We start from the raw sequence: 26,688 nt of genomic DNA on the forward strand, positions 1-26,688 counted from the left end.
GTCATTGCGAGCGTAGCGAAGCAATCCAGAATCCCTCCGCAGAGACAGTCTGGATTGCTTCGTCGCAAGAGCTCCTCGCTATGACGGGGGAGAGAGACGCGCCTACCTTCCCGCCACATACTCCCGCCACCCGTTCGCGCGCAGGCTGCACGCCGGGCACTCCCCGCAGCCATAGCCCCAATCATGCCGCGCGCCGCGTTCACCGAGATAGCAGGTGTGCGACTGCTCGCGGATGAGGTCGACGAGCCCATCACCGCCGAGGTCGTGCGCCAGTTTCCACGTCGCCGCCTTGTCGATCCACATCAACGGCGTATGCAGTTCGAATTGTCTCGCCATGCCGAGCGAGAGCGCGGCCTGCATGGCGCGGATGGTGTCGTCACGGCAGTCGGGATAGCCGGAATAGTCGGTCTCGCACATGCCCCCGACGATATCCGTGATGCCGCGCCGGTAGGCCAGCGCCGCGGCAAACGTCAGGAACACCAGATTGCGGCCGGGCACGAACGTGTTGGGCAGCCCGTCCGCGCCCATCGCGATCGCAACGTCACGCGTCAGCGCGGTCTCGGACACCGCTGCAAGCGTTGGGATCGACAGCGTATGGCTCTCGCCGAGTTTTGCCGCCCAATCGGCGCGCAGGCTCTTGATGCCGTCGAACAACTGCTCGCGGCAGTCGAGCTCGACGGCGTGGCGTTGCCCGTAGTCGAAGCCGAGCGTCTCCACCCGCGCAAACCGGCTCAGCGCCCAAGCGAGACAGGTGGTGGAATCCTGGCCGCCGGAGAACAGCACCAGCGCGGTTTGTGATGAAAATGCGTCACTCATGGCCCGCGCTTTAGCACTGCGGAACGTATCAGCCAATCAGTGGAAATCGACCTGTTCCGCATGCCGGTGCTGGGAACGGCGGGCCGCTTTTGGCATAAGGTTCTGGACCCAGGAGACTGCCCCGCAATGACCCCTTCCCGCGACATTTCCCGCCTGATCGAGATCATGGCGGCGCTGCGCACGCCTGTGACCGGCTGCCCCTGGGACCTCGAGCAGAATTTTGCGACCATCGCGCCTTACACGATCGAGGAAGCCCATGAGGTGGTCGACGCCATCGACCGCGGCGATCTCGACGACCTTCGCGAAGAGCTTGGCGATCTGCTGTTGCAGGTGGTGTTCCACGCCCAGATGGCTTCGGAGCAAAACGCCTTTGCATTCGGCGACGTCGTCGAAGCCATCACGCGAAAAATGATCCGGCGCCATCCGCATGTCTTCGCCGACAAGGAGGGCAACCTCGCCTCCTCCCACGTCAAGGAAGTCTGGGACCGCATCAAGGCCGAGGAGAAAGCCGAGCGCGCCGCGCGCCGGCCGCCCGAAGCGATCCCAACGCACAAATCTCTGCTCGCGGGCGTGAAGGCCGGCCAGCCCGCGCTGACCCGGGCCATGGAGCTGCAGCGCAAGGCCTCCACCGTCGGCTTCGATTGGAACGACCCACGCGCGGTGCTGACAAAAATCCGCGAGGAAGCCGACGAGATCGAGGCCGCGCTGGACCGCAACGACAAGCAAGAGATCGCAGAGGAAACTGGCGATCTGATGTTCGCCCTCGTCAACCTCGCCCGCCATGTCGATGCGGATCCGGAAGCCGCGTTGCGTGCGACCAACGCCAAGTTCGAACGGCGTTTTGCCTATATCGAACGAGCGCTGGAGGCGCAGGGGCGGACGCTGGAGCAGGCCTCGCTGGCGGAGATGGACGCACTGTGGAACGAGGCGAAGGGTGCGCCCGGGCCTGCTCAAACGCGGACCGATACGACGACGAGGGCGTGACGTGGACATCAGGCAGGACGATCCGACGGCCCCTTATGTCGCCGACTTGCTCGCGCATCATCTGCGAGAGCTGCAGAGTGTGATGGGCGAGCACGCGCAGGCACTCGATGCGAGCGGTCTTTCGGCTTCGGAAGTGACGTTCTGGACGGCTTGGCAGGGCGGTGTGCTGCTTGGATTTGGTGCTCTGAAACAGCTGGATGACACGCATGGCGAAGTGAAGTCGATGCGCGCGGCTCCCTCTGCGCGGGGCACCGGTGTCGGGCGCAGCATTCTCCAGCACATCATCGCAGAAGGCCGCAGGCGCGGATATGCGCGTCTCAGCCTGGAAACCGGCACGGCGCCGCTGCACGTTCCGGCCGTCGCGCTGTACCGCAGCGTCGGCTTCGGACCGTGCGAGCCGTTCGCCGACTATCAGGCGAGCCCGCACAACCAGTTCATGAGCCTCGACCTGTCCAATTGAGCTCTCTCAGCTTGCTGGCGGAAGCTTGAGCAAAGCAGAGAACAGAACTGCAAATCGCTAACTGCAACAGGATCGCTCGCCCTGTTTCGGCGGGCACCGCACCGTTCCATAGGAGCAGAACACGCAGCAGTCGCCCGGCTTCGGCCGCAGGCGCGAGCCGCAGCCCTTGCAATCATAGAAGTATTGGCACGCGTCCGAGGGCATGGTCTCGGCCGACTGATGGCCGCATTCCGGGCAAGTGAGAATTGATGCCAATTCCATCTGCGTCGTTCCCGTCGAGCCGGTCACGCCACGCGCGGCACGGCGTCGAACCGGTTCACCACGATATCCCGCTTGGTCTCGTCCACCCGCACGGTCATGTCGAAGCGGCCGTCGTGCAGCTCTTTCACCAGCACCTCGGCATTGCGGTGCAGCCAGGAGATGCCGGCGCCGTCGGCAGCGTCGATGGAGAGATCGAGCGTGGTGCGTTTGGCGGCTAGCCGTTCCTCGATCATGGCGAGCAGCGCCTCGATCCCCTCGCCCGACACGGCCGAGACCAGCATGGCCGGATGATCTTCCGGTCTGCGCGCGGCGATGTTCAGGAGATTTTCGCGTTGCTCCGCATCGTAACGGTCGATCTTGTTCCAGACCTCGATGATGCGGCCGCTATCGTCGGGATTGATGCCGAGCTGGCGCAACACCGCATCGACGTCGCTCTGCTGCGCTTCCGCGTCCTCGTGCGAGATGTCGCGGACATGCAGGATGACGTCGGCTTCCAGCACCTCCTCCAGCGTGGCGCGGAAGGCGGCGACGAGCTGGGTCGGCAGGTTGGAGATGAAGCCGACGGTGTCCGACAGCATCGCCTTGCCGCCATGCGGCAGGGTCAGCGCGCGCAGCGTCGGGTCGAGGGTGGCAAACAGCATGTCGGCGGCCTGCACGTCGGCGCGGGTCAGGCGATTGAACAGCGTCGACTTGCCGGCATTGGTGTAGCCGACCAGCGCGACCACGCGATACGGCACGCGCTGGCGGCCGGCGCGATGCAGCCGCCGCGTCGCCTGCACCTTCTTCAACTCGCTTTCGAGCTTGGAGATGCGTTCCTGGATCAGGCGGCGGTCGGCTTCGATCTGCGTCTCGCCCGGACCGCCCATGAATCCGAACCCGCCGCGCTGGCGTTCGAGATGGGTCCATGAGCGCACGAGGCGCGAGCGCTGGTAGTTGAGATGGGCGAGCTCGACCTGAAGCGAGCCTTCCTTGGTCTTGGCGCGGCGGCCGAAGATTTCCAGAATGAGCCCGGTGCGATCGAGCACCTTGGCGTTCAACTCCTTCTCGAGGTTGCGCTGCTGGATCGGCGCCAGCGCGCAATCCATCACCACGAGCTCGACGTCGAGGCTTTTGGCCAGAGCAGCGATCTCCTCGACCTTGCCCTTGCCGATGTAAGTGGCCGGGCGGATCTGGCTGATCGGTGCGATGATGGCATCCGCAACGACGAGATCGATCGCGCGCGCGAGGCCGGCGGCTTCATCGAGCCGAGCCTCGGCGTTTCGCAGAACAAGACTCTCCGATTGCGCGTCGGCATTGCCTGCGCGCACCCGCAAATAGGGGCCGATGACCAGCACCCGCCCCGTTTGTTGAGCCCCTGCCGATCGCGGACGATCGGCATCCCCGTCGAAATTCCGGGGTTCCAATCAGGTCACTCTCAAGCCGGCTGATCCTCGCCGCCTTCGAACAGCTGGATCGGAGCGCCCGGCATGATGGTCGAGATCGCATGCTTGTAAACGAGCTGCGAGTGACCGTCGCGCCGAAGCAACAAACAGAAATTGTCGAACCAGGTCACGATGCCCTGGAGCTTCACTCCGTTGACCAGAAAGATCGTCAGTGGCGTCTTGGTTTTGCGAACGTGATTAAGGAAGGTGTCCTGCAGGTTTTGTGCGCGGTCTGCCGCCATTGTTTTTTTCTCGCTTTGAGTTTCTTGTTATTGCGCCGATTGCGGCCCTGTTTTGAAAATGTGGGCCTTCTTCCGGTTGCCGTCCCTCATGAGATCCCCCTCGGAAGGAACAGCGGTTTGATTAGAGGACAGGTCGGCTTATTAGGCAAGCCGCTTCCGGCGGCAGGGCTCGTCCGATTGCCCCGAAAAACTACGGAAATCGATGATTTTCCTCGCTTATCCCTGATCGTCGGCGCGGGCCGCCGACATCAGCCGACGCCGAGCGCCTTCAGCTTTCGGTGCAGCGCCGAACGTTCCATGCCAACAAATTCGGCCGTACGAGAAATATTTCCTGAGAAACGGCTGATCTGAGCAATCAAATAGTCGCGCTCGAACACTTCGCGGGCCTCCCGCAGCGGCAGGCCCATGATGTGTTCGCCATTGTTGCTGGTCGGCATCGCCGGCACCATCGAGCCGACATCCTGCGGCAGCATATCGGCGGTGATGATCACCTCCGGTCCGCCGGCGGCCAGAATCATGACTCGCTCAACGTTATTGCGGAGTTGGCGCACATTGCCCGGCCAGACATGCGATTGCAGCACCGCCATCGCGTCCTGCCCGATCTGGCGCTTGGGCAGGCCGCTGCCGGCCGAGATCTGCTCCATGAAATAGTCGATCAATTCCGGAATGTCCTCGCGCCGCTCCGACAGCGCGGGCACGCGGATCGGCACCACGGAGAGCCGATGATAGAGATCCTCACGAAAATGACCGGCCGCGATCTCCTCCTCGAGGTTGCGCGCGGTGGAGGAGATGATGCGGACGTCGACCTGCACCTTGGCGGTGCCGCCGACGCGCTGGAACGACTGCTCGACCAGGACGCGCAAGATCTTGTTCTGGGTCTCGCGCGGCATGTCCGCGATCTCGTCGATGAACAGCGTGCCGCCATGGGCTTCCTCGAGCGCGCCCGGCTTGCGCGCATGCTCGCCATTGGACTGCTCGATGCCGAACAGCTCATTCTCCATGCGCTCGGGTGTGATCGCAGCCGCGTTGATCACCACGAATGGGCCGTCGGCGCGACCCGAGGCCGTATGCAGCGTGCGCGCGGTCAGCTCCTTGCCGGCGCCGGCGGGGCCGACGATCAGGATGCGACTGTTGGCTTTCGCCGCGCGCTCGATGGTCTGGCGCAGCTGGTTCATGCTCGGCGAGCGGCCGACGAGCGAGCTCGCGCTTGGCGCGAGTTGCTTCAGCTCCTTCACCTCGCGCTTGAGGCGAGAGTTCTCCAGCGCGCGATTTGCGACCAGGATCAGCCGGTCGGCCTTGAACGGCTTCTCGATGAAGTCATAGGCGCCGCGCTTGATCGCGGCGACCGCGGTCTCGATGTTGCCGTGGCCGGAGATCATCACCACGGGCAGATCGGCGTTGTCCTTCTTGACCTGCTCCAGCAGCTGCAAGCCGTCGAGCTTGGAGCCCTGCAGCCAGATGTCGAGGAAGACCAGATGCGGTCGGCGGTTGGCGATCTCGGCCAGCGCCGAGTCGCTGTCGCGTGCGGTCCGGGTGACAAAACCCTCGTCTTCGAGGATGCCGGCAACGAGATCCCGAATATCGGCCTCATCATCGACAATCAGAATTTCACTTGCCATGGGTCGCGCCTGTCTTGTCAGCTGCCTGTTGAGGCTTCGATCTTCGTTGAATCATTGGTCTTTTCATCCGGCTCTTTGGTTTCGGCCGCCGGCTCATTTGTTTCCTGCGTCTTGACGGAATCCGCAGACGTTTCGTTGATATCCAGGGTGTCGGCCGCCGGCGCCGGCTCGGTCCCGTCGGCGTTCGCAGGCCGACCGGAGATCGCAAAGCGCATCCGCATCCAGGCGCCGCGCTGGCCTTCGCGGAAGTCGGAGGCGTCCTTCAGCTCGATGCGGCCGCCATGGTCTTCCAGCACGCGGCCGACGATGGCCAGGCCCAGGCCAGTGCCCTTGGCGCGCGTGGTCACGTAAGGCTCGAGCAGCCGCGAGCGCGCGACCTTGGGCAAGCCGATGCCGTTGTCGATGACGTCGATCAGCACGTCCTCGCCTTCGCGCGAGACCACGACGTCGATGCGGCCCTTTCCGTTGTCCTTGCCCAATTCTTCCGGCGGGACCTGCTCGATCGCCTCGGTGGCGTTCTTGACGATGTTGGTGACCGCCTGCGAGATCAGCCGCCGATCGAACTGGGCGCGCAGCGGATCTTCCTTGAACTCGGCCTCGATATCGATCTCGGGATGGGCGACCTTCATCAGGAACACCGCCTGCCGCACGGTGTCGGCGACGTCCTCGCCTTCCATCACGGGCTTCGGCATCCGCGCGAAACGCGAGAACTCGTCCACCATGCGGCGGATATCGTCGACCTGGCGCACGATGGTGTCGGTGCACTGCTCAAAGATCTGCTTGTCCTTGGCCTCGGTGATGTCCTTGCCGAACTTGCGGCGGATGCGCTCGGCCGAGAGCTGGATCGGCGTCAGCGGGTTCTTGATCTCGTGGGCGATGCGGCGCGCGACATCGCCCCAGGCCGAGGTGCGCTGCGCCGAAACCAGCTCGGTGATGTCGTCAAGCGTGATGATGTAGCTGTCGTGCGGCTGGTTCTTCTCGGCGCTGACGCGGACCGAGAGGTTGCGTTCCTGCCCGTCGCGCGTGATCGTGATCTGGCCCTGCACGAGGCGCTGGGTCCCTTCCCGCGCCGCCGTCATCATCTCGTCGAGCTCGGGCAGCACGTCGGAGAGCGGATGGCCGAGCGTCTCGGCCTCGGAATGGCCGATCAGCTTCTCGGCGGAGCGGTTGAGGATGCCGACGCTGCCCGAGGTATCGACGCCGATGATGCCGGCGCTCGCAGAGGACAGCACGGCTTCGATGAAGCGGCGGCGGCTGTCGATGAGGTCGCTGGCGTTGACGAGCTCGTCGCGCTGACTGCGCAATTCCTGCGTCATCTTGTTGAAGGTCTCACCCAATTGGGCGAGGTCGCCTTCCGACTGATGCACGGACACCTTCACATTCAGGTCGCCGGTCGAGACCGTGTGGGCCGCGTTCATCAGCCGCCGGATCGGCGCCACCAGCGAGTTGGCGAAGTTCAGCCCGATCAACACCGAGGCCATCAGGATGGTCAGCGCGATCACTGCGAACATCAGCGCAAACGCCACCTGGATGCCGAGCCGGCGTGACTCGATCTGGGCGTATTCGGCAACGCTGACCTCGGTCTGCTTCAGCTGATTGACGACGTTGGGATCAAGCGGCCGCGCGACATAGAGGAAGGTGTCGCTGAAGGCGCGCAGGCGGATCACCGCGGCGACGTAGCTCGCGTCGGGCAGCACCGCGATCTCGGGCTCGGACTCGTTGACGTTGCTGAGGAAGTCCGGCGCCGGCGGCGAATAGGCCAGCCGCATGCCGGTGTCGGCCGATTCCAGGATGTTGGTGTTCTTGTCGATGATCATCGCGCCCGGCAAATTGCGCGAGCCGGCGCTCGACGTTAGCATCTCGCGGAACGAGCGGCGATCCTGGTCGTACAGCGGCCGGGCATGGGCGATGTCGTTGGCCATGCCGATGATGTCGCCGCGGATCAGCTGGGCGTGGTCCTGCATGTAGGCGCGTGCGATCGTCAGCGAGTTCTGGATCACTTCCTTGGTCGGCCCGGAGAACAGCCGGTCGAGGCCGCGCTCGAGGGTGACGTTGGCGACGACGGCGACCAGCACGGCCGGCAGCACGGCGACGATCGAGAACAGGCTGACGATCTGGACATGAAGGCGTGCCGCCGCCCGGCCCCGCCGTCGCGCCAGGATCAACTGCCAGAGCTCGCGGACGATGATCCCGACCAGCAGCAGGATCGTGCCGGCATTGATCAGGTAGAACGAGCGGACAACCTCCGGCGTCGGATCGATACCCGTCAGTCCGGTCAGGACCAGGAAGGTCAGGAAGGCCGACAGCAGCGCCAACGCCACCGCAAACGGCGCAAGCCAGCGCCGCACCGACCAACGCCGGGGCTCTTCCGCTGGGGCCGTGTCAAAGGATGCGGCCGAGGTGTCTGCGCTGGTCATTCCGGCAATGGGGTGCTGAAAACGGGTCCGCGTCGGGCGGATACTGATGTATTCGTACCACATTGTTGCCGAATTGCGACAATTCCGCGGCGCCCCCACTGCGACGGACGCGCGCATCCACAGAGGATGCCGGATCGTGGGCAAATACTCCGGAACGGAATCCGGCCATTCCGGCTTGACCCGGCATGGACAGGTTCTTTCTCGGAATGATGGTGTCGGCGGTGCTGCTGCTGATCGTGGCCTCTGACCTCCTGGTCAATGGCCCAAGCAGGCAGGATCAGACCGCGGAAATGGCCAATATCGAGCCGGTCGCTGCCCGCCTGCTCAGATAGGTGTGGCGCCGGATTCTGCGGCCGGGTGACTGCGGCCGGGTGACCCATTCGAACGTTCCAGCGGAACATTTCAGCCCGATTCGGACTTCTGCTCACCGCGTCAGCCACAAGGGCCAGCGCGATCCGGACAGGCTCAGCTCACCTTTGGTAGGGGGAGCTGAGCCACCGCCGCGCAAACGTCTAGCGTTTGTCGCGAGAAACTAACCCCCGCTCCGATACACTTGGATGTCGAGATCCCGGATCTTCTTCCGCAGCGTGTTGCGGTTGAGCCCAAGCAGGTCGGCGGCGCGGATCTGGTTGCCGCGGGTGGCGGCGAGTGCGGCCGTGAGCAGCGGCACCTCGATCTCTTTCAAGATGCGGTGATAGAGACCCGGCGGCGGCACGCCGTTCGGGAAGCCCTGGAAGTGCGAGGAGAGATAGGCTTCCACCGCACCACCGAGATTGTCGACGCCCTGCTGGGCTGCGGCACCGGGGCTGACCGAGGGCGGTGCGAGCTCGCCGTCGATGACGGAGGCCGTGATCACGTCCTGCGGATAGAGCGCGGCGAGACGCCGCGCCAGGTTTTCCAGCTCGCGCACGTTGCCGGGCCAGCGATGCTGCTTGAGCCGCTCCAGCGCCAGCGAGTCGAGCTTCTTCGGCGGCAGGCCATCCTTCTCGGCGAGCGCGAAGAAGTGACGGATGAGATCCGGCAAATCCTCGATGCGTTCGCGCAACGGCGGCAACCGCAGCGGCACGACGTTGAGGCGGAAGAACAGATCTTCGCGGAACAGACCCTGCTGGATCAGGACGCGCAGATCCTTGTTGGAGGCCGCAACGATCCGCACGTCGGTCTTGATCGGGGTGCGGCCGCCGACGGTGGTGTATTCGCCCTGCTGGAGCACGCGCAGCAGGCGGGTCTGCGCCTCCATCGGCATGTCGCCGATTTCGTCGAGGAACAGCGTGCCGCCCTCGGCTTGCTCGAACCGGCCGGAGGCGCGGGTGTTGGCGCCGGTGAAGGCGCCGCGCTCATGGCCGAACAATTCCGACTCGATGAGATCGCGCGGGATCGCCGCCATGTTGACCGCGACGAACGGGCCGTTGCGGCGCTTGCCGTAATCGTGCAGTGCGCGCGCCACCAATTCCTTGCCGGTGCCGGACTCGCCCGTGATCATCACGGTGAGGTCGGTCTGCATCAGGCGCGCGAGCACGCGATAGATTTCCTGCATCGCCGGCGAACGGCCGACCAGCGGGATCGCCTCCATCTCGGCGTCGTCGTCCGGCGTCGAGACCCGCTCCTTCGGCTCGGCGAGTGCGCGGCCGACGATGGCGATCAGCTCCTTTAGATCGAAGGGCTTTGGCAGATATTCATAGGCGCCGCGCTCGGAGGCGCGGATCGCCGTCATGAAGGTGTTTTGCGCGCTCATGACGATGACCGGCAAATTGGGCCGCATCTTCTTGATCCGCGGCAACAGGTCGAAGGCGTTTTCGTCGGGCATCACCACGTCGGTGATGACGAGATCGCCCTCCCCCTGGCTGACCCAGCGCCACAGCGTCGCGGCATTGCCGGTCAGCCTGACTTCATACCCGGCCCGGGAAAGCGCCTGGTTGAGAACCGTGCGGATGGCGGTATCGTCATCAGCTACGAGAATGCTACCTGCGGGCATTGTTAATCCTCATTTTGCCCCCTGTGATGCAGACGACGACTTCCCGGCAGAGCCGTCGCGACTGCTGTGATCTGCGGGTTTGGCCGATGTGGAATACATCGGCATCAGCACGCGGAAGTTGGTCTTGCGCGGCTGAGACTCGCATTCGATGATGCCCCCGTGATCGCCGACGATCTTGGCGACCAACGCCAGACCGAGCCCGGAGCCTGTCTGCTTGGTGGTCACGAAGGGGTCGAACAGATTGGGCAGAAGATCGTCCGGCACGCCTGGTCCATTGTCCCTCACGCAGAATTCCAGCGGCAGGGATACCCGGGTTTTTTGACCGGGGACTGACAGCCGCACGCCGGGACGAAATGCGGTGGTGAGCTGGATCTCGGCGTCGGGAACGTCGATCAGCGCTTCAGCGGCGTTCTTCACCAGATTGAGGAACACCTGGATCAGCTGGTCCTGGTTCGCCAGCACCGGCGGCAGCGACGGATCGTAGTCCTCGACGAAGCGAATGTTGCGGGCAAAGCCCGACTGCGCCAGTCGCTTCACGTGGTCGAGCACGGAATGGATGTTGACGGGGCCGCGCACCACGGGACGCTCGTCGCCGAACACCTCCATGCGGTCGACCAGCGTGACGATGCGATCGGCCTCGTCGCAGATCAGGCGGGTCAGCATGCGGTCTTCGGAGGACGCCTGCTGCTCGAGCAACTGCGCCGCGCCACGAATGCCGGAGAGCGGGTTCTTGATCTCATGCGCGAGCATGGCTGCCAGCGCGATCACCGAGCGCGCGGCGCTGCGATGGGTGAGCTGCCGGTCCATCTTGTCGGCGATGGATCGCTCCTGGAGCATCACCACGATATGGCCGGGCCGCTCGGTGAGCGGAGCGACATGCAGATCGACCTGGCGGTCGCCGCCCATACGCGGCGTGCCGAGATCGACCTTGTATTCGTTGACCGCCGCGTTCGACGAGCGCACCTGGTCGATCAGTGCCAGCAAGGGGCTGCCGAACGGCACCAGCTCTTTCAGTGACTGGCGCTTCAGGAATTGCGTCGAGATATCGAAGAAGGCCTCGGTCGCGATGTTGGCGCCGACGATCTTGCCGTCCGGCCCGATCAGCAGCACGGGATTGGGCAAGGCATCCAGGATCGCATCGCTGTCGGACGAAACCGGCCGACGATGTTCAGCGGCTGAGCTCATGCAGCAGCGCTCCATGCAAAGTCGTCGAAAGCATCTTGCAGTGACTGGTGAACGAGACGCGGGTCTTCGGAGGTCAGGATCTTCCGGCGCCAGGCTTTCAGCGTTTCGACCGGCGCGCCGCTCGCATCGGCGGCGACATCCAGCGCCCAGCCAAGATGCTTGCGCGCATGCTTGAGCCCGACGCGCAGGCCGTAGAGCGCGCAGACGCCTTCATAGAGCGTGCGGACATAATGGAGCTGCGTCTCGAGCGACGGCGTGGCTTCAGCCGCCCCGCCCTTCAGGCGACGACCGATCTGGCCGGGCAACCAGGGCTGGCCCTGTGCACCACGGCCGATCATCACGGCATCGGCGCCGGAGGCCTGAAGCGCCGCAAGCGCCTTCTCGTAAGACGTGATGTCGCCGTTGACGACGAGCGGAATGGAGATCGCCTCGCGCACCGCGCGGATCGCATCCCAATCGGCCTCGCCCTTGTAGAACTGGCAGCGGGTGCGGCCATGCACGGTGACGAGCATGATGCCGGCGGCTTCCGCGCGGCGCGCCAGCTCCGGCGCGTTACGGCTGCCGTCGTCCCAGCCGAGTCGCATCTTCAACGTCACCGGCACTTTCACGGCCGCAATCGTTGCCTCGATCAGGCTGACGGCGTGATCGAGATCGCGCATCAGGGCCGAGCCCGACTGGCCACCGGTGACGTGGCGGGCCGGACAGCCCATGTTGATATCGATGATGTCGGCGCCCTCGGCCTCGGCGATCCCAGCGCCTTCCGCCATCCAATGCGCCTCGCAGCCGGCGAGCTGGACCACATGCGGCCCAACCCCGGTCGCTTCGCAGCGCAACCGCGACATGCGGTGGCCATTGGCGAGTTCATCGCTCGCCGTCATTTCGGAGACGACCAGACCTGCCCCCAGCTCGGCGGCCAGCCGGCGCACGGGCGAGTCCGTCACCCCCGACATCGGTGCCAGGAAGACCGGGGTAGTGACTTCAATGTCACCTATTTTCAAAGGCTTAGTGCCTGATCCTGCCTGGCCGGTCACAGTGGTCTCGTTGACTGGCAGGGCCTCATCGCGCCTGCCTGACCTATCTTGCGCACAATTCTTGTGCAGTCAAGCGTCATGCCTACAGTTTAGACAGTTCTGCAAATCTTTCAAGTGCAGTGCAGCAAAATGCTGAATCCCACAATCCGGGGAAACCCCCTTTTTTTGCGGGCCTGCCGTGCTAGAGGCATGCCGGCTAATCACCCCACTCCCGACGCTTCCCTTAGCAATTGAATATTTGAGTCCTATGGCGAAATCACAGCGCACCGCAGTCGTTCTTGTCGCGGCCGGACGTGGCCTGCGCGCAGGCGCCGGCGGCCCGAAGCAATATCGTGAGATCGGCGGCGTGCCGGTGATCTTCCGCGCCATGGAAGCCTTCAGCACCCATCCCGATGTGTTCGCGGTGCAGCCGGTGGTGAACCCCGACGACAGCGCGATGTTCACGGCAGCGGTCGCAGGCCTCAAGCACGAGGCACCCACCAATGGCGGCACGACGCGTCAGGCTTCGGTGCTCGCCGGTCTCGAAGCGCTCGCCAAGCACGAGCCCGACATCGTCCTGATCCACGACGCCGCGCGTCCCTTCGTCTCGGCAGGCGTGATCTCGCGCGCGATCGAGGCGGCAAGCCGCACGGGCGCGGCAATCCCCGTCGTCCCCGTGACCGACACCATCAAGGTGACGAGCGAAGACGGCAACGTCGCGGACACGCCGGACCGGGCACGCTTGCGAATCGCCCAGACGCCGCAATCTTTTCGTTTCGATGTCATCCTCGAAGCGCATCGTCGCGCGGCAAAGCAAGGCCGCAGCGATTTTACCGATGATGCCGCGATCGCCGAATGGGCGGGATTGACGGTTGCGACCTTTGAAGGCGATGTTGCCAACATGAAGCTCACCACCCCCGAGGATTTCGTGCGCGAGGAAGCGCGCCTGGCCAGCCTGCTCGGCGATATCAGGACCGGCACGGGCTACGACGTGCACGCCTTCGGCGAGGGCGACCACGTCATGATCTGCGGCGTGCGCGTGCCGCACACCAGGGGCTTTTTGGCGCATTCCGACGGCGATGTCGGCCTTCATGCGCTGGTGGATGCCATCCTCGGCGCGCTCGCCGACGGCGACATCGGCTCGCACTTCCCGCCGAGCAACGCGAAATGGAAGGGCGCCTCCTCCGACCAGTTTTTGAAATACGCCATCGAGCGCGTGACCCTGCGCGGCGGCCGCATCGCCAATCTCGAAGTGACGATGATCTGCGAGCGGCCGAAGATCGGCCCCTTGCGCGACACCATGCGCGCGCGCATCGCCGAGATCTCCGGCGTTGACATCTCCCGCGTCGCGGTGAAGGCGACCACCAGCGAGCGGCTCGGCTTCACCGGCCGCGAGGAAGGCATCGCGGCCACTGCGAGTGCCACCATCCGTCTCCCGTTTAATGAAAAGACTTTCAACGACAAGACTTGGAGCGTCTAGGTCATGGGCGGCAGCGACGCACGCGCCCTCTCCCGCTCGCTGCTCGATTTGTGCCGGATGCGCAAGCTGACGATCGCCACGGCGGAGTCCTGTACCGGCGGCCTCGTCGCCGGAGCCCTGACCGACATCCCCGGCTCTTCTGACGTCATCGACCGCGGCTTCGTCACCTATTCCAACGACGCCAAACGCGCGATGTTAGGGGTCGAGGCCGGCACGCTCACCAATTTCGGCGCCGTCAGCAAGGAGACCGCGATCGCCATGGCGATCGGTGCTCTGGAGCGGGCCGGTGTCGACCTTGCGGTTGCCATCACCGGCATTGCCGGCCCCGGGGGCGCCACCCCCGGCAAGCCGGTTGGGCTGGTGCATTTCGCCGTCGCCGCGCGCGATGGCCGCATCGTTCATCGCGAGCAGCGTTTCGGCGCGATCGGCCGCACGACCGTGCGGCAACGCTCAGTTGTCGAGGCGCTGCGCATGCTGATGGATCTTGCCCGTGGCCCGCAAGCTGCGACCAAGCCGCGCCGCCCTGCCGCGGCAACCCGCCTGCGTCCGCGCGTGACACGCTCGCCGCGTCGTCACGTCGTGAAGCGCCGGACCCCGCGGTCACCGCGCGGGTGAACAATCCCGTAGCCCGGGTGAGCGAAGCGACGCCGCTCTCGCGTCCGGATGCATGACCGGGAGCTTTTGCTCAATCGCCTTCGCAAGCACCGTTCCTGTGGTGCGGCCAAGCTCTTTTGCGATCATCGTGATCGGCTTGGTGCCAGCGAGTTGCCTGAGCTTGCTGAGCTCTTCCTCGCTCCACGATTGTTTCCAGCGCGCCATATCCCCTGGTCCCACTCCGAAAAGCCCCGCGCCCGACTCGCATTGTAGTTGAATATGCCGCGAAAGGCCCGTTGTTCGGGGGTGTCGCTAAGGCGACGGGGGCAATAGTGCATCGCTCCCCGGGGAGAGCTCGGCATAAGCCGTCAACCCACTGCGCAGGGAAGGCCGTGTGTTAGGCTTCACCTGTATGCCGCTGTGCAGCCTCTTGTAGCGCAACCTTCGCACAGTGGACCGCGGGTGCCAGCCGGTGCCCGGTCTTCCCTGCGCCCTCTGACAAAAGAGGGCGACACGACGAAGCAAAGCTCGGGCGAAATGAGCCGCGAGGGTGCGAGACTATGTCTGCGCTCGGGACGCGAGGTGGTCGTGAACGGCATTTCCTCATGCTCTGTCGCGTCCGCAATGACGGGGGAGAGAGCGTGCCAGACCGGAAAGACTACGACGACGCCAGCTTCGGCCGGCCGTAGATCGCGTCGGCGCGTTTCTCAAAGGCGGTGGAGAAGCGGGCGAATGCGGCATCGAACATCGAGCCCATCAACAGCGCCAGCATGCGGCTCTTGAACTCGTAGGCGAGGAAGAAACCGACGTCGCAGACGTCATTACCATCCTGTTGCCCCTTGGGCTCGAACGTCCAGCGGTTTTCCAGATTACTGAACGGACCTTGCAGATATTCGACGAGAATCTTCAGATTGGCGCGATCGAGCGTCACGCGGCTGGTGAAGGATTCCTTGACCAGCTTGAACGACACCGTCATGTCGGCGACCAGCACCTCGGTGCCATCGGGCTTTGCCATGCGCTGGCGGATCTTCAGCGCGCTGCACAGCGGCACGAATTCCGGATAGCGCTCGACGTCGCCGACCAGATCAAACATCTTGGATGCGCTGTGATTGACACGGCGCTTGCTCGAAAATTTGGGCATATCAGTTCAGCGCGCGGTCGCGGCCCGCGCAGCCTTCAGTCTCGCAAAGTCCTCGCCGGCGTGATGCGAGGAACGGGTGAGCGGGCTCGCCGACACCATCAGGAATCCCTTGGTGTAGGCGACCTTTTCGTAGGACGAGAACTCGTCCGGCGGCACGTAGCGCATCACGGCGTGATGCTTGCGGGTCGGCTGGAGGTATTGCCCGACGGTCAGGAAATCGACGTCGGCCGAGCGCAGATCGTCCATCACCTGCTGCACCTCGTGGCGCTCCTCGCCGAGGCCGACCATGATGCCGGACTTGGTGAAGATGGTGGGATCGAGCTCCTTGACCCGCTGCAACAGCCGGATCGAGTGGAAATAGCGCGCGCCGGGCCGCACCGTCAGATAACGCGACGGCACGGTCTCGAGATTGTGGTTGAAGACGTCGGGCCTGGCCGCGACGACAACCTCCAGCGCCCCGTCCTTGCGCAGGAAGTCGGGCGTCAGGATCTCGATCGTGGTCGAGGGACAGGCTGCCCGGATCGCGCGGATGGTCTGGGCGAAATGCTCGGCACCGCCGTCGGTGAGATCATCGCGGTCAACCGAGGTGATGACGACGTGGGCGAGGCCAAGCTTGGCCACGGCCTCGGCGACGTTCTGCGGCTCGGCGGCATCCAGCGCATTGGGCAGCCCGGTCTTGACGTTGCAGAACGCGCACGCCCGGGTGCAGGTGTCACCCATGATCATGAAGGTGGCGTGCTTCTTGTCCCAGCACTCGCCGATGTTCGGGCAGCCCGCCTCCTCGCACACCGTGTGCAGGCCGTTGGCGCGCACGATATTGCGGGTGTCGGCATAGCCGCGGGTGTTGGGCGCGCGCACGCGGATCCAGTCCGGCTTCGGCGGCGAAGCGGAATCGGGGCGGTTCACCTTTTCAGGGTGACGCGGGCGCAACGGGTTCGAGATGGTGTCGACAATAACGACCATGGGCTGTCCGGTCTGTTCAGGTCCTACCTAGTCGGTCTGGCTGCCTGCCGCAACCCGGCTCGCCCTGCTTCAGGGAACATGGCAGATATGGGCAATATCCTGCTCCGTTCTCAGGCGATTCTCAGCTCGAATGGCTCCAGTCTCGAAGACCTCTACCCCGCGGCTCGGCAAGCGGCTGACGCGTGCCTTTTTCGGACGCAGCGTCCACGAGGTCGCGCCCGATTTGATCGGTGCGACCATGCTGGTCGACGGCGTCGGCGGGATCATCGTTGAGGTCGAGGCCTATCATCATACCGAGCCGGCGGCGCATTCCTACAACGGCCCGACGCCGCGGAACCGGATCATGTTCGGTCCGCCCGGCTACGTCTATGTCTACCGCTCCTACGGCATCCACTGGTGCATCAACTTCGTCTGCGAGGAGCAAGGCTCGGCCGCCGCCGTGCTGATCCGCGCGCTGGAGCCGACGCATGGCCTGGCCACGATGCGCCGCCGTCGCCATCTCCAGGATTTGCACGCGCTGTGCTCGGGCCCGGGCAAGCTCACGGAAGCGCTCGGCATCACCATCGCCCACAACACGCTGCCGCTGGATCGGCCGCCGATCGCGCTGCATGCGCGGTCGGCCGATTTGGAGGTGGCGGCGGGCATCCGGATCGGCATCACCAAGGCCGTCGAGCTGCCCTGGCGCTACGGCGTCAAAGGCTCGAAATTCCTCAGCAAGCCGTTTCCCAAATAGGCCTACAACGCCTGCTTGAGCCGCTCCATCGCCTCGAGCAGCTTGGCCTTGCGCGCCAGCGCTGCCTCGCGCTTCTCGCGCTCCTCCTCGACGACCTCCTCGGCCGCGTTGGCGACGAACTTTTCGTTCGCGAGCTTGGACTCGGCGCGTTTGATGTCGGCGTCGGCCTTGGCGATCTCCTTGTCGAGGCGCGTGCGCTCGGCGGCGAAATCCACCACGCCCTTCAGCGGCAGCGCAGCGACCTCCCCACGCACAAGGAGCTGAACCGCGCCATCGGGAGCGCGGTCGGCGAACGAGATGTCCGACAGCCGCGCCATGCGCTTGATCACGTCGGTCCAGCGCGGCGCGCGCTCCTTCGTCTCGGTCGAGGCGCCCGCGAGCACCAACGCCGTCAGGGTCGCCGGCGCGATGTTCATCTCGGCGCGCACCGAGCGGATTTGCGTGATGAGGTCGATCACCCAGCCGATCTCGGCTTCCGCCTTGGGATCGGTGAAATCGGCATGGTCGAACATCGGCATCACAAAGGCCGGCGAGATGAGCGGATCGGTCGACCCCGCCGCAGCCGCAAGCATCGCCAGCTGCTCAGGCGTCGGCCCCTCCGGCTTCAGCGGCCACGGCGCGAGCGCAAGCAGGCCGTCGCGCTTGGCCGTCACCTCCCACAGCTCTTCGGTGATGAAGGGCATGAAGGGATGCAGCAGCTTCAGGATCTCGTCGCGCGCCCAGGCGACCATGGCGCGGGTTTCGGCTCTCAGCGGGCCGTCGGCGCCGAGCAGCGCAGGTTTTGCGAGTTCGACATACCAGTCGCAATAGACGTTCAAGACGAACCGGTACATCGCAGCCGCAGCTTCATTGAAGCTATGAGCCTCAAGTGCCTCGGTCACTGCGCGCGTGGCCTCCGCCGTCTCGTGCGCGATCCAGCGATTCAGCGGCTCCTTCGTCTTCGCCGGCTCGAAGCCTTCCGGGACGACGCAATCGTTCATCTCGGCGAAGCGGCAGGAATTCCAGAGCTTGGTCGCAAAGTTGCGATTGATTTCGACAAGCTGCGACGAAAGCTTGATGTCATGCGTGTGCGCCGCCTCGCGTGCCAACGCAAAGCGGAGAGCATCAGCACCGAATTCGTCGATCAGGTTGAGCGGATCGATGACGTTGCCTTTCGACTTCGACATCTTGGCGCCCTTCTCGTCGCGAACGAGCCGGTGAATATAGACGGTCGAAAACGGCGCCTCCTTCATGAAGTGAAGGCCCATCATCATCATTCGCGCGACCCAGAAGAAGATGATGTCCCAACCTGTGACCAGCACATTGGTCGGATAGTAGCGCTGCACCTCGGGCGTCTCGTCCGGCCAGCCGAGCGTCGAGAACGGCCACAGCGCCGAGGAGAACCAGGTGTCGAGCACGTCTTCATCACGGGTGATGAAGCCCTCGCGCTTGTTGCGGTCGAGCGCCATCTCGCGGCCCTGCTCGGCCGTGATGACTTCCTGCTCGACGTAATAGCCAAGCGCGTGGCTGACGGCCTCCTCCTCGGTCTCGGCGACGAACACCTTGCCGTCGGGACCATACCAGGCCGGGATCTGATGGCCCCACCAGAGCTGGCGCGAGATGCACCAGGGCTGGATGTTCTCCATCCACTCGAAATAGGTCTTTTCCCAGTTCTTCGGCACAAACGTCGTTTCGCCCGAACGCACCGCCGCGATCGCGGGTTTTGCGAGCGTCTTGGCGTCGACGTACCACTGGTCGGTCAGGTAGGGCTCGATCACACTGTTGGAGCGATCGCCATGCGGCACCATGTGGGTGTGCGGCTCGATCCGCTCGACGAAGCCGAACGATTCCAACCGCTCGACGATGCGCTTTCGCGCCGCGAACCGATCGACCTTGTGAAACTCCTGGGCGAATTGCGACGCGCCTTCGGGCAGGCCGCGCAGATAGTCCTCGTTGTCGAGGAGATCGAGGCAACCTTCCTTGTCAAGCACGCTGATCCGGCGCAGGCCGTGGCGATTGCCGACCTCGAAATCGTTGAAATCGTGCGCCGGCGTCACCTTGACCGCGCCCGAACCCTTCTCCGGATCGGAGTATTCGTCGGCGACGATCTTCACCTTGCGGCCGACCAGCGGCAGGATGATGTTCTTGCCGACGAGCTTTTGATAGCGCTCATCCTCGGGATGCACGGCCACGCCTGTGTCGCCGAGCATCGTCTCGGGCCGCGTGGTCGCGACGACGATGAAGCTCGTGGGATCCTCGGGGCTGAAAACCTTGCCCTCGATCGGATAGCGCAGATACCAAAGGTGGCCTCTGACCTCGGCCTGCTGCACCTCGAGATCGGAGATCGCGGTGAGCAGCTTGGTGTCCCAGTTCACCAGCCGCTTGTCCTTGTAGATCAGGCCGTCTCGGTGCAACTCGACGAACACCTTGACCACGGCCTTCGACAGGCCCTCGTCCATGGTGAAGCGCTCGCGCGACCAGTCGCAGGAGGCGCCGAGCCGCTTGAGCTGGTTGATAATGGTGTCACCGCTCTCCGCCTTCCACTGCCAGACCCGCTCCAGAAAATTCTCGCGGCCCATCTCGCGGCGGCCGGGCTGCTGGCGCTCCATCAGCTGCCGCTCGACCACCATCTGGGTGGCGATGCCGGCATGGTCGGTGCCGGGCTGCCACAGCACGTCACGGCCCCGCATGCGCTCGAAGCGGCACAGGATGTCCTGGAGCGTGTTGTTGAGGGCGTGGCCCATATGCAGCGAGCCCGTCACGTTCGGTGGCGGGATCACGATGCTAAAGGGCACGGCGTCACGGCGGTCGGGGCGGCCGGCCTTGAAGGCAAGGCTGTCCTCCCAGACGACGGACATGCGGGCTTCGATATCGGCGGGCTGGTAGTTTTTCTCGATCATGGGGCGCTAGAAAGCCGCGCACGGGGTTCAAGTCAACGGAAAGCTCAGCGGCAAAAGGGCTTTCCGGCCCGATCGGCAGGCCGAGCATGACGCAGGAGCAGGGCTTTATCGGGGCCGAGCAGCCCGGCTCAGCGGCCGCCGCGCGAAACCCGCTCGATTTCGGCCTTCACGATGCGTTCGACGAGGCCCGGCAGATTGTCGTCAAGCCAGGATTTCAGCATCGGACGCAGCATCTCCTTGACCAAATCCTCCAGCGTCCGCGCATTGCTGCTGAGCACCGTGTGGGCCAGGGAGTTGAAGGCGGATTCGACTGCCGAGACGGTCGACTGGGCCAGGATCGGCTGCTGCGGCGGCAGCGACGGAGCATCGAAGTCCACCGGCGCATAGGACGGCGCAGGCGTCGAACGGGGCGGCGGCACTTCGGCGAATTCGAGATCGTCACGCGGCTCGACCCTGCGGAAGCTCGGAGGCGGCGGCGCCGGTGTTGGCACGGGATCAACCGCCATCTCGTCGGTCAGCTCGAGCACGTCGGGTTCGGGCTCCGGCTCGGGTTCCGGGGCTCTGACCTCGGGCGTAGAAGTAGCCCCGTCGAGGCCCGCCAGCAGCGCGTCGATATCGTCCTGGTTGTTCGGGCCGGCATCCGCCGCGGGCGGTGGCGGTGGCGGCGGCGCGGGCTTCGCGGCCGGCGGTGGCGCGGGCTTTTCAGCGGCAGGTTTTGCAGGCGCGACTTTGGAGGGTGGAACGTCGGCCATCGCCTGTGGCTTTGGTGTCGGCACTGCGGCGGGCGCAGGCGCTGGCTTTGCGGCCTCTGCCGGCGGCGGCTTGGCCTCATCATCGGCAATGATGCGCCGGATCGAGGCCAGAATCTCCTCCATGGAGGGTTCTGTGACCTTTGCAGGCTGCGTCATCTCCGACTCCACATCATCAACGCCCTCGCATGCGTTGTTTTACACCAAGCACGACGGGATTGGCCGGTTCCGGATGTGTGGCCCGACATTTTCGTCGTAACAGCCAGACTTGTCCCCAGATCACGGCTCAACGTGAGGCGGTGTGCCCCTCCCCCGTCACTCAAGCATTACGCATGCAACATCGAATGCGGAGCGAATCGACCCGCAGCTTCTTGGCAAGGCTATGTCAGGGATTTTGATGATTGCAAGCAAAGCGCCGGTCGACCTCGGCTGTTTGCGAGGTCGACCGGAGGATTACGGCAATCAGCGCCCGTCGGGCGTGCGCACGCCGGCCCAGCTGTCGCGGACCTGCTGGTAGTGCACGCTGGGATCGTAGACCGTGGTGTTGAGGCCAAGCACCTGCGGTGCAAGGCGGCCGACCGCGCTGAGCACGGAGTAGGATGCGACCACGCGGTCGTGCTGTGCGGTGACGAGCGCGACGCGCGCATTGACCAACGCCTGCTGCGCGTTGAGTACGTCGAGCGTGGTGCGCTGGCCGGCCTTGGCTTCTTCACGCACGCCGTTCAGCGCGATCTCGGAAGCCGTGACCTGCGCCTGAGCGGACTGCACCTGCGCCTTGCCGGCGGCCAGCTGTCCCCATGCCGTCACGACGGTTGCGCGGGTCTGGTCACGCGTCGTTTCGAGATTCAGGCGCTGCTGCGCCAAGTTCTCTTTCGATTGGCGGATCAGCGAGTATTCGGCGCCACCTTGATAGATCGGTATGGAAGCAGTCGCGATAGCGGACGCGGTATTGGTTCGGAACACCGTCAAGGTCTGCTGATAGGCTGTACTGACACCAGCTTGGAAGGTGACCGTTGGCAGCAGCGCGCCCTCATTGATCTTGACCTGGAGATAGTTGACGTCGATGCCGTACATCGACGCCGTAACGTTGGGGTTCTCGACCAGGCTGAGATTGACCGCAGAGGGAAGCGTCCCCGGCAGGAAGCGATCGACCGGCGAACCCGGCGCGAGGTTTGCCGGCTCGTTGCCGATGATGCGGCGGAAGTTGGAGCGGGTCGTGGTCAGGTTCGATTCGGCGGTCAGCGCCTGCGTATTGCCGGCCGCCAGCTGGGCCTCGGATTGCGCGACGTCGGTGCGGGTCACCTCACCCACATTGAAGCGGTCGCGCGTCTGCTTGAGTGTCTGCTCCAGCACGCGCACGTTGCTGCGCTGGACTTCCAGCGTTGCCGCATCGCGCAGATAATCCATATAGACGGTGGCGGCCTGGAGCAGCACGGTCTGCTCGAGCACGCGCAACGCTTCGCGGGCCCCCGAGACCTGGCTCTCCGCCGCACGCGTCCTGTTGCCAGTCTGATTGCCGTTGTAGAGCGTCTGGTTGACCGTCAGGCTGGCGCTATTGGATTGAAGGGGCGGATCGCTATGGATGGCGAGGCCCTTCTGCACTTGCTGGATATCCTGATATTGATACCCGGTGCCGAGGGTCACATTAACCTTGGGGCGGTAGCCCGACAGCGCCTGCGGCACGTTCTCGTCGGTCGAGCGCACCTGGGCGCGCTGCGCGTTGAGCTGCGGATTGTTCTGATAGGCGCGCACCAGCGCGGCCTCGATCGTGTCCGCCAAGGCAGGCATCGGCCCGGCAAGCGCCGTCAGCAAGACCGAAACCGCTGCTCCGGTGAAGAACTTCACCCCATGCATCCCTGAAAATCCGTTCATTCTCACGTCAGGTTCGTGCCCGCGAACCTGGTTACCGTATCCGAGTGGAGTCGTTGCCCCGCAGCAACATAGGACGCGGTCGAGCGCGACGGAACACCCTCTGGGTAGTTCTCAGTGGAAACTCTTCACGTGCAGCATCCCGGCCACACTTCTGATTCAGAACGGGATTTTAACGGGCTTTGGGCGGTCAGAAAACGAAGGCGGCGGCCCGTTCCAGCCCGGGAAGCACCGGGGCTGCCGCATCGAACAGCGGCCGATAGCCGAATTCACCGTGGGAGCGGGTCACAATCATGGCCCGGGAGGGCCGAGATTCAGCCGAGACCCCGACCAGCCGTCCGCCTTCCCTGAGCTGGCCGAAGAGCCGATCGGGCGTCACCTCGGTGGCGCCATTGAGGACGATCACGTCATAGGGCGCGGCGGACGAATCGCCGTCGGCACAAGCGGCGGCCTTGCAGGTGACGTTGCTGAGCCCGATGGCGGCGAAGGCATCCTTGGCTTTCGCAGCCAGAGCCGAATCGGTTTCCGTTGCCGTGACTTGGCGCGCAAGCTTCGCGACCAGCGCGGCGAGGTAACCGGTGGCACAGCCGACGACCAGCACATTGTCGTTCTCGTCGATTTCGGCGGCCTGGAGCAGCTTGCCGGTCAGCGCTGGCTTGATCAGGAACCGTTTGGCCGCGCCGCCTTCGCTCACGTCGAGATCGAGGTCAAGATAAGCCAGTGCCTGCCGGCTGGCGGGCACGAAGGCCTCGCGCGGAACCATGAGCATGGCATCGAGAATTCGACGATCAGTGACGTCAGTGGTGCGCACCTGGCCATCGACCATTTTTAGGCGCGCGGTCGAGAAACCGGACATTTGCGGACCCTGAAATGCGGACGATGCCGCGAACGAAAGTTGGCGGCATCTTTGGAACATGCTCGGCGAAAACGCAACATGGCCGTTGGCTTGAAGACCAGGACCATCCGCAGCCCAGCGCATCGGGTCCAAATGGCCTATTCGATCGTAACCGCGAGGCGGCTGATCAACGCGGCGACTTCGTCCAGCCGTGCCGAATCGTGCGCCTCGACGGCGCGTGCGAGACGGGCCAGGCATTCATCGTCACTGAGCTCGGGGATATCTGCCGGCAGAATCGAGGGGGCCATTTGGGAACCGTCGACCTGGATTATTGGCATAGTAATCAGCTCCGTAAAAATCCGGCGGCTGCGAAGCTCGATTGAATTAAGTCGATTTGGTGCCGCCCTGATCACGCGATCACACACGTCTGCTTGACCGCGATTCTGTGGATGCGGGTGGACCGGTATTGAGAGATTGCTCAAACAGCATCACGCGTCACTTCAGGGCGTGACTATAAGAAACTGAAATTACAGCGGAATTTGGCTCCCCGGGCAGGATTCGAACCTGCGACCATCCGATTAACAGTCGGATGCTCTACCGCTGAGCTACCGAGGAAAAGGCGAACCAGTCGTTCGCGCGCGGCTGCGTATAACAAAGCCGCTTCCGCTTGCAAAGGACGAATTCGCCATCGCCCGAAACGCATGGAAGAACGGCCGTATGGCCCCCTCGTCCGGGCGGTGTCGGGTCAAAAACTTACTCGGCGACGAACGACGTGGTCTTGGTGCCGGAGTCGTAGCGCAGTCGAAGCGCGGTCATCTTGCAGAGATTGACGTTCTTCCAGAGCACGGACTCGTCATAATTCTGCCAGTCGACGCGAATGTTCCAGACACAGCCTTCATCGTCCTCGTCGAACTCGACATAGGTGCTCGCCTGGTTCTGCAAAACCTTGTCGAGCTCGTTGTCCCATTCGTCCAGGCCATCGTCCGGTGCATTGAAGCCCAGGAACTTGATGGCGTAGCCGGTCTCGTTGACGACGGTGACGTTGCGGGCGTCAGCGGCGAAGGACGCCGTGGCGGCAAGCGAAAGACCCACGGCGATCAGCGCAGACAGAAAATACTTCATGTGAAATCCCCAATGGAAAACAGCCCTCGGCCCCTGACGTCGATCGGCGCAGGCGCCGCGGCAACCAAAATTGCCTCGAAAGATTCGTCCGGAGCGCGATCGAAAGGTTCAACACACCTCGATCAGCGCTCCGGAGTTGTGCGCGACGCGAGACGCGCACAGGCAGCTTTTATCGATTCGAATTCTCCGCAGCAATGAACCGGCATTCATAGATCGGCGCCGTTTGTTTGCTCCGGCGCAGGCACAGCCGCCGGCGCGATCGCAGCACCATTCGCCTTGCCGGTGACGGCGCCGACCAGCGCCTTCACGGGATCGTCGCCCGGCGCAAAGCCGCTCTGGCGCAGGATCTCGTCGATCATCGGACGCAGCGCGTGCACTTTGAGCAGTTCGCCGGCCAGCCCCTCGCCGAAGCCGACATTGCCGACGCCAGCTCCACTGCCGCCGAATGCGCCACCGGTGTGCAGGATGCGAACGTCCTTGAGGTTTCCGATCGGCTTGACGATCTCGGCCAGCGCCAGGGGCATGGTCTCGATCCGCTTCTTGGCGATCTCGAAATCGATGACGTTGCTGCCGAGCTTGTTCTGCGCCTCGTTCTTCATGGTGATGACGGCGGCCTCGGCCTCGCCGATGTTGCGGACGCCGACGGCTTTGATCTTGTTGGACTCGGCTTCGGCCGTGGCGAGCGTCTTGGTGGCCTCGGCGCGGTCGAGCGCCGCTTTCTTCTCGGCTTCCGCCGCCACGATCACCTCGGTCGATTTGCGTTCGGCCTCGGTGCGTGCAGCCAGCACCTGGGTCAGGCGGGCACGATCGGCGACCTCGACGGCGCGCGCGGTGACGACCTTTTCCTCGGCGGAGACGGCGAGCGCTTCGGCCGTCTTGGCTTCGGCGACGGCTTCCGACGTCGTCTTGCTCTTGGCCGCAATCTGGATCTCGTTCTCCTGGGTCGCGATCTGGATCTCGCGCTGGGCGTCGGTCTTGCGCTTGTTGATGGCGAGATCCGATTCGATCACCGCGGTTTCCTTGACCTGCTTGGCGCCCGCCTCCTTCTCGGCCACGGCACGGTCGGTGTCGATGCGGGCGTTCTCCTCGGTCAGGCGTGCGGTCTGCGTGGCGGTGGCGACTTCGGCGCGGGTGCTGGCGGTCTTGTTGGCGATGTCGCGCTCCTGCGACAACTCCGCCTCCTTCTTGGTGCGCTCGATGGTCAGGGTCTGCTGTCGTGCCTCGAGGTCCTTCTGGGCGATCGCCACCTCGTTGTCGCGGACGATCGAGTTACGGTCGCGCCGGCGCGTTTCGGTGACGGTTTTCAGCTGGGTCAGGCCTTCGGCGTCGAAGAAGTTCTCGGGATTGAAGAATTTGACGTCGGTCTGGTCGAGTTTCGTCAATGACACCGATTCAAGCTCGAGGCCGTTCGACTTGACGTCGGACTCCACGGTCGCCTGCACGTGCTTGACGAAATCGCTGCGCTTTTCCTGAAGCTCCAGGATGGTCATGGTGGCCGCCACCGACCGCAGGCCGTCGACGAATTTCGCTTCGACCTGGTTGCGCAGTGCTTCGGCGTCATTCGTCAGCGCGCCCAGAGTCTGGCTCGCGAGTGCAATGCTCTCATCGTCGGGGCGGACGCGGACGTAGAACTCGGCGACGATATCGACGCGCAGGCGGTCCTTGGTGATCAGGGATTCCCGCTCCTTGCGCTCGACGGTGAGCCGCAGCGTCTTCAAATTGACGCTGGCATAGGAGTGGAAGATCGGCAGGATCATGGCGCCGCCGTCGAGCACGACTTTCTTGCCGCCGAGGCCGGTGCGCACGAAGGCCTCGTCGCGTGTGGCGCGCTTGTAGAGGATGGTGAAGACGATGCCCAGGACCATGATCAGTGCGACGCCGATCATGGCCGGGACTGCGATGTCGAACATGACTTTCTCCGATAATGACTTGC

At 64.2% G+C, this 26,688-nt stretch carries 24 protein-coding genes and 1 tRNA gene; 6 read left to right on the forward strand and 19 right to left on the reverse strand.

The features are described 5' to 3' along the window. Nucleotides 1-102 precede the first annotated feature (102 nt). The gene (gene queC / locus JJE66_RS19465; protein ID WP_200516044.1) at nt 103-816 is read right to left on the reverse strand and encodes a 7-cyano-7-deazaguanine synthase QueC; all 714 of its coding nucleotides are present in this window, start codon (nt 814-816) and stop codon (nt 103-105) included. Between the two features lie 126 nt (nt 817-942). Between queC and mazG the strand changes: the two genes are divergently transcribed. After that, nucleotides 943-1,800: a nucleoside triphosphate pyrophosphohydrolase gene (gene mazG / locus JJE66_RS19470; protein WP_200516046.1), complete on the forward strand. Its 858-nt coding sequence runs from the start codon at nt 943-945 to the stop codon at nt 1,798-1,800. Nucleotide 1,801: 1 nt separating this feature from the next. After that, nucleotides 1,802-2,260 carry a GNAT family N-acetyltransferase gene (locus tag JJE66_RS19475; RefSeq protein WP_200516048.1) on the forward strand — a complete coding sequence of 153 codons (459 nt, stop codon included), beginning with the start codon at nt 1,802-1,804 and terminating at the stop codon, nt 2,258-2,260. Between the two features lie 57 nt (nt 2,261-2,317). Here the strand turns inward: JJE66_RS19475 and JJE66_RS38130 are convergent, their stop codons facing one another. The 5 genes from JJE66_RS38130 to JJE66_RS19495 form a co-directional block, all read right to left on the reverse strand. Next, nucleotides 2,318-2,521, reverse strand: a complete 204-nt coding sequence (locus tag JJE66_RS38130) for a GDCCVxC domain-containing (seleno)protein (protein ID WP_246756466.1) — start codon at nt 2,519-2,521, stop codon at nt 2,318-2,320. A 23-nt stretch (nt 2,522-2,544) separates the two neighbouring features. Next, a complete protein-coding gene (gene hflX / locus JJE66_RS19480) occupies nt 2,545-3,924 on the reverse strand; it encodes a GTPase HflX (RefSeq protein ID WP_200516050.1) in 1,380 nt (459 codons plus the stop codon). A gap of 11 nt (nt 3,925-3,935) precedes the next feature. Then, a complete protein-coding gene (hfq, locus tag JJE66_RS19485; RefSeq protein WP_007591126.1) occupies nt 3,936-4,184 on the reverse strand; it encodes an RNA chaperone Hfq in 249 nt (82 codons plus the stop codon). A 248-nt stretch (nt 4,185-4,432) separates the two neighbouring features. Beyond that, a complete protein-coding gene (locus JJE66_RS19490) occupies nt 4,433-5,803 on the reverse strand; it encodes a sigma-54 dependent transcriptional regulator (protein WP_200516052.1) in 1,371 nt (456 codons plus the stop codon). Between the two features lie 17 nt (nt 5,804-5,820). Beyond that, a complete protein-coding gene (locus JJE66_RS19495; RefSeq protein WP_200516054.1) occupies nt 5,821-8,220 on the reverse strand; it encodes a PAS domain-containing sensor histidine kinase in 2,400 nt (799 codons plus the stop codon). Between the two features lie 185 nt (nt 8,221-8,405). Here JJE66_RS19495 and JJE66_RS19500 point away from each other — a divergent pair, with 185 nt between their 5' ends. Next, entirely contained in the window at nt 8,406-8,552 is a 147-nt protein-coding gene (locus JJE66_RS19500) for a hypothetical protein (protein ID WP_200518949.1), read from the forward strand. A 200-nt stretch (nt 8,553-8,752) separates the two neighbouring features. Here the strand turns inward: JJE66_RS19500 and ntrC are convergent, their stop codons facing one another. From ntrC to dusB, 3 genes are read right to left on the reverse strand one after another with little or no spacing between them, the layout of a single operon-like run. After that, the gene (gene ntrC, locus JJE66_RS19505) at nt 8,753-10,195 is read right to left on the reverse strand and encodes a nitrogen regulation protein NR(I) (protein ID WP_200516056.1); all 1,443 of its coding nucleotides are present in this window, start codon (nt 10,193-10,195) and stop codon (nt 8,753-8,755) included. Between the two features lie 9 nt (nt 10,196-10,204). Beyond that, nucleotides 10,205-11,380 carry a nitrogen regulation protein NR(II) gene (locus JJE66_RS19510; RefSeq protein WP_200516058.1) on the reverse strand — a complete coding sequence of 392 codons (1,176 nt, stop codon included), beginning with the start codon at nt 11,378-11,380 and terminating at the stop codon, nt 10,205-10,207. Further along, the gene (dusB, locus tag JJE66_RS19515; RefSeq protein ID WP_200516060.1) at nt 11,377-12,378 is read right to left on the reverse strand and encodes a tRNA dihydrouridine synthase DusB; all 1,002 of its coding nucleotides are present in this window, start codon (nt 12,376-12,378) and stop codon (nt 11,377-11,379) included. The genes JJE66_RS19510 and dusB overlap by 4 nt, the downstream gene beginning before the upstream one ends. A gap of 280 nt (nt 12,379-12,658) precedes the next feature. Here dusB and JJE66_RS19520 point away from each other — a divergent pair, with 280 nt between their 5' ends. Together JJE66_RS19520 and JJE66_RS19525 are read left to right on the forward strand one after the other, a co-directional pair. Beyond that, entirely contained in the window at nt 12,659-13,870 is a 1,212-nt protein-coding gene (locus tag JJE66_RS19520; RefSeq protein WP_200516062.1) for a bifunctional 2-C-methyl-D-erythritol 4-phosphate cytidylyltransferase/2-C-methyl-D-erythritol 2,4-cyclodiphosphate synthase, read from the forward strand. Between the two features lie 3 nt (nt 13,871-13,873). After that, nucleotides 13,874-14,485, forward strand: coding sequence for a CinA family protein (locus JJE66_RS19525; protein WP_200516064.1), 612 nt, complete (start codon nt 13,874-13,876; stop codon nt 14,483-14,485). A gap of 637 nt (nt 14,486-15,122) precedes the next feature. Here JJE66_RS19525 and JJE66_RS19530 read toward each other — a convergent pair. Both JJE66_RS19530 and lipA read right to left on the reverse strand, forming a co-directional pair. After that, the gene (locus JJE66_RS19530) at nt 15,123-15,605 is read right to left on the reverse strand and encodes a type II toxin-antitoxin system RatA family toxin (protein ID WP_200516066.1); all 483 of its coding nucleotides are present in this window, start codon (nt 15,603-15,605) and stop codon (nt 15,123-15,125) included. A 6-nt stretch (nt 15,606-15,611) separates the two neighbouring features. Then, nucleotides 15,612-16,568, reverse strand: coding sequence for a lipoyl synthase (gene lipA / locus JJE66_RS19535; protein ID WP_200516068.1), 957 nt, complete (start codon nt 16,566-16,568; stop codon nt 15,612-15,614). Between the two features lie 130 nt (nt 16,569-16,698). Between lipA and JJE66_RS19540 the strand changes: the two genes are divergently transcribed. Then, nucleotides 16,699-17,301 carry a DNA-3-methyladenine glycosylase gene (locus JJE66_RS19540; protein ID WP_200516070.1) on the forward strand — a complete coding sequence of 201 codons (603 nt, stop codon included), beginning with the start codon at nt 16,699-16,701 and terminating at the stop codon, nt 17,299-17,301. Between the two features lie 2 nt (nt 17,302-17,303). Here JJE66_RS19540 and JJE66_RS19545 read toward each other — a convergent pair whose 3' ends face one another. From JJE66_RS19545 to JJE66_RS19580, 8 genes are all read right to left on the reverse strand, one after another. After that, entirely contained in the window at nt 17,304-20,180 is a 2,877-nt protein-coding gene (locus JJE66_RS19545) for a valine--tRNA ligase (RefSeq protein WP_200516072.1), read from the reverse strand. A 128-nt stretch (nt 20,181-20,308) separates the two neighbouring features. Further along, entirely contained in the window at nt 20,309-21,088 is a 780-nt protein-coding gene (locus JJE66_RS19550; RefSeq protein ID WP_200516074.1) for a PopZ family protein, read from the reverse strand. Between the two features lie 303 nt (nt 21,089-21,391). Next, the gene (locus JJE66_RS19555) at nt 21,392-22,783 is read right to left on the reverse strand and encodes a TolC family outer membrane protein (protein ID WP_200518592.1); all 1,392 of its coding nucleotides are present in this window, start codon (nt 22,781-22,783) and stop codon (nt 21,392-21,394) included. 205 nt (nt 22,784-22,988) lie between these two features. Beyond that, on the reverse strand, nt 22,989-23,654 hold the full coding sequence (locus JJE66_RS19560; protein WP_200516075.1) for a protein-L-isoaspartate O-methyltransferase: 666 nt from the start codon (nt 23,652-23,654) through the stop codon (nt 22,989-22,991). 137 nt (nt 23,655-23,791) lie between these two features. Further along, nucleotides 23,792-23,971 (reverse strand): hypothetical protein, encoded by a 180-nt coding sequence (locus tag JJE66_RS38135; protein ID WP_246756615.1) that lies wholly within the window; start codon nt 23,969-23,971, stop codon nt 23,792-23,794. Between the two features lie 202 nt (nt 23,972-24,173). Then, nucleotides 24,174-24,248: transfer RNA gene (locus JJE66_RS19570), tRNA-Asn, on the reverse strand. Nucleotides 24,249-24,386: 138 nt separating this feature from the next. Continuing rightward, on the reverse strand, nt 24,387-24,755 hold the full coding sequence (locus tag JJE66_RS19575) for a hypothetical protein (protein ID WP_200516079.1): 369 nt from the start codon (nt 24,753-24,755) through the stop codon (nt 24,387-24,389). A gap of 206 nt (nt 24,756-24,961) precedes the next feature. After that, nucleotides 24,962-26,665, reverse strand: a complete 1,704-nt coding sequence (locus tag JJE66_RS19580) for a flotillin family protein (protein WP_200516081.1) — start codon at nt 26,663-26,665, stop codon at nt 24,962-24,964. Between the last annotated feature and the right edge of the window lie 23 nt (nt 26,666-26,688).

Source organism: Bradyrhizobium diazoefficiens, assembly GCF_016612535.1.
Taxonomy (GTDB): domain Bacteria; phylum Pseudomonadota; class Alphaproteobacteria; order Rhizobiales; family Xanthobacteraceae; genus Bradyrhizobium; species Bradyrhizobium diazoefficiens_C.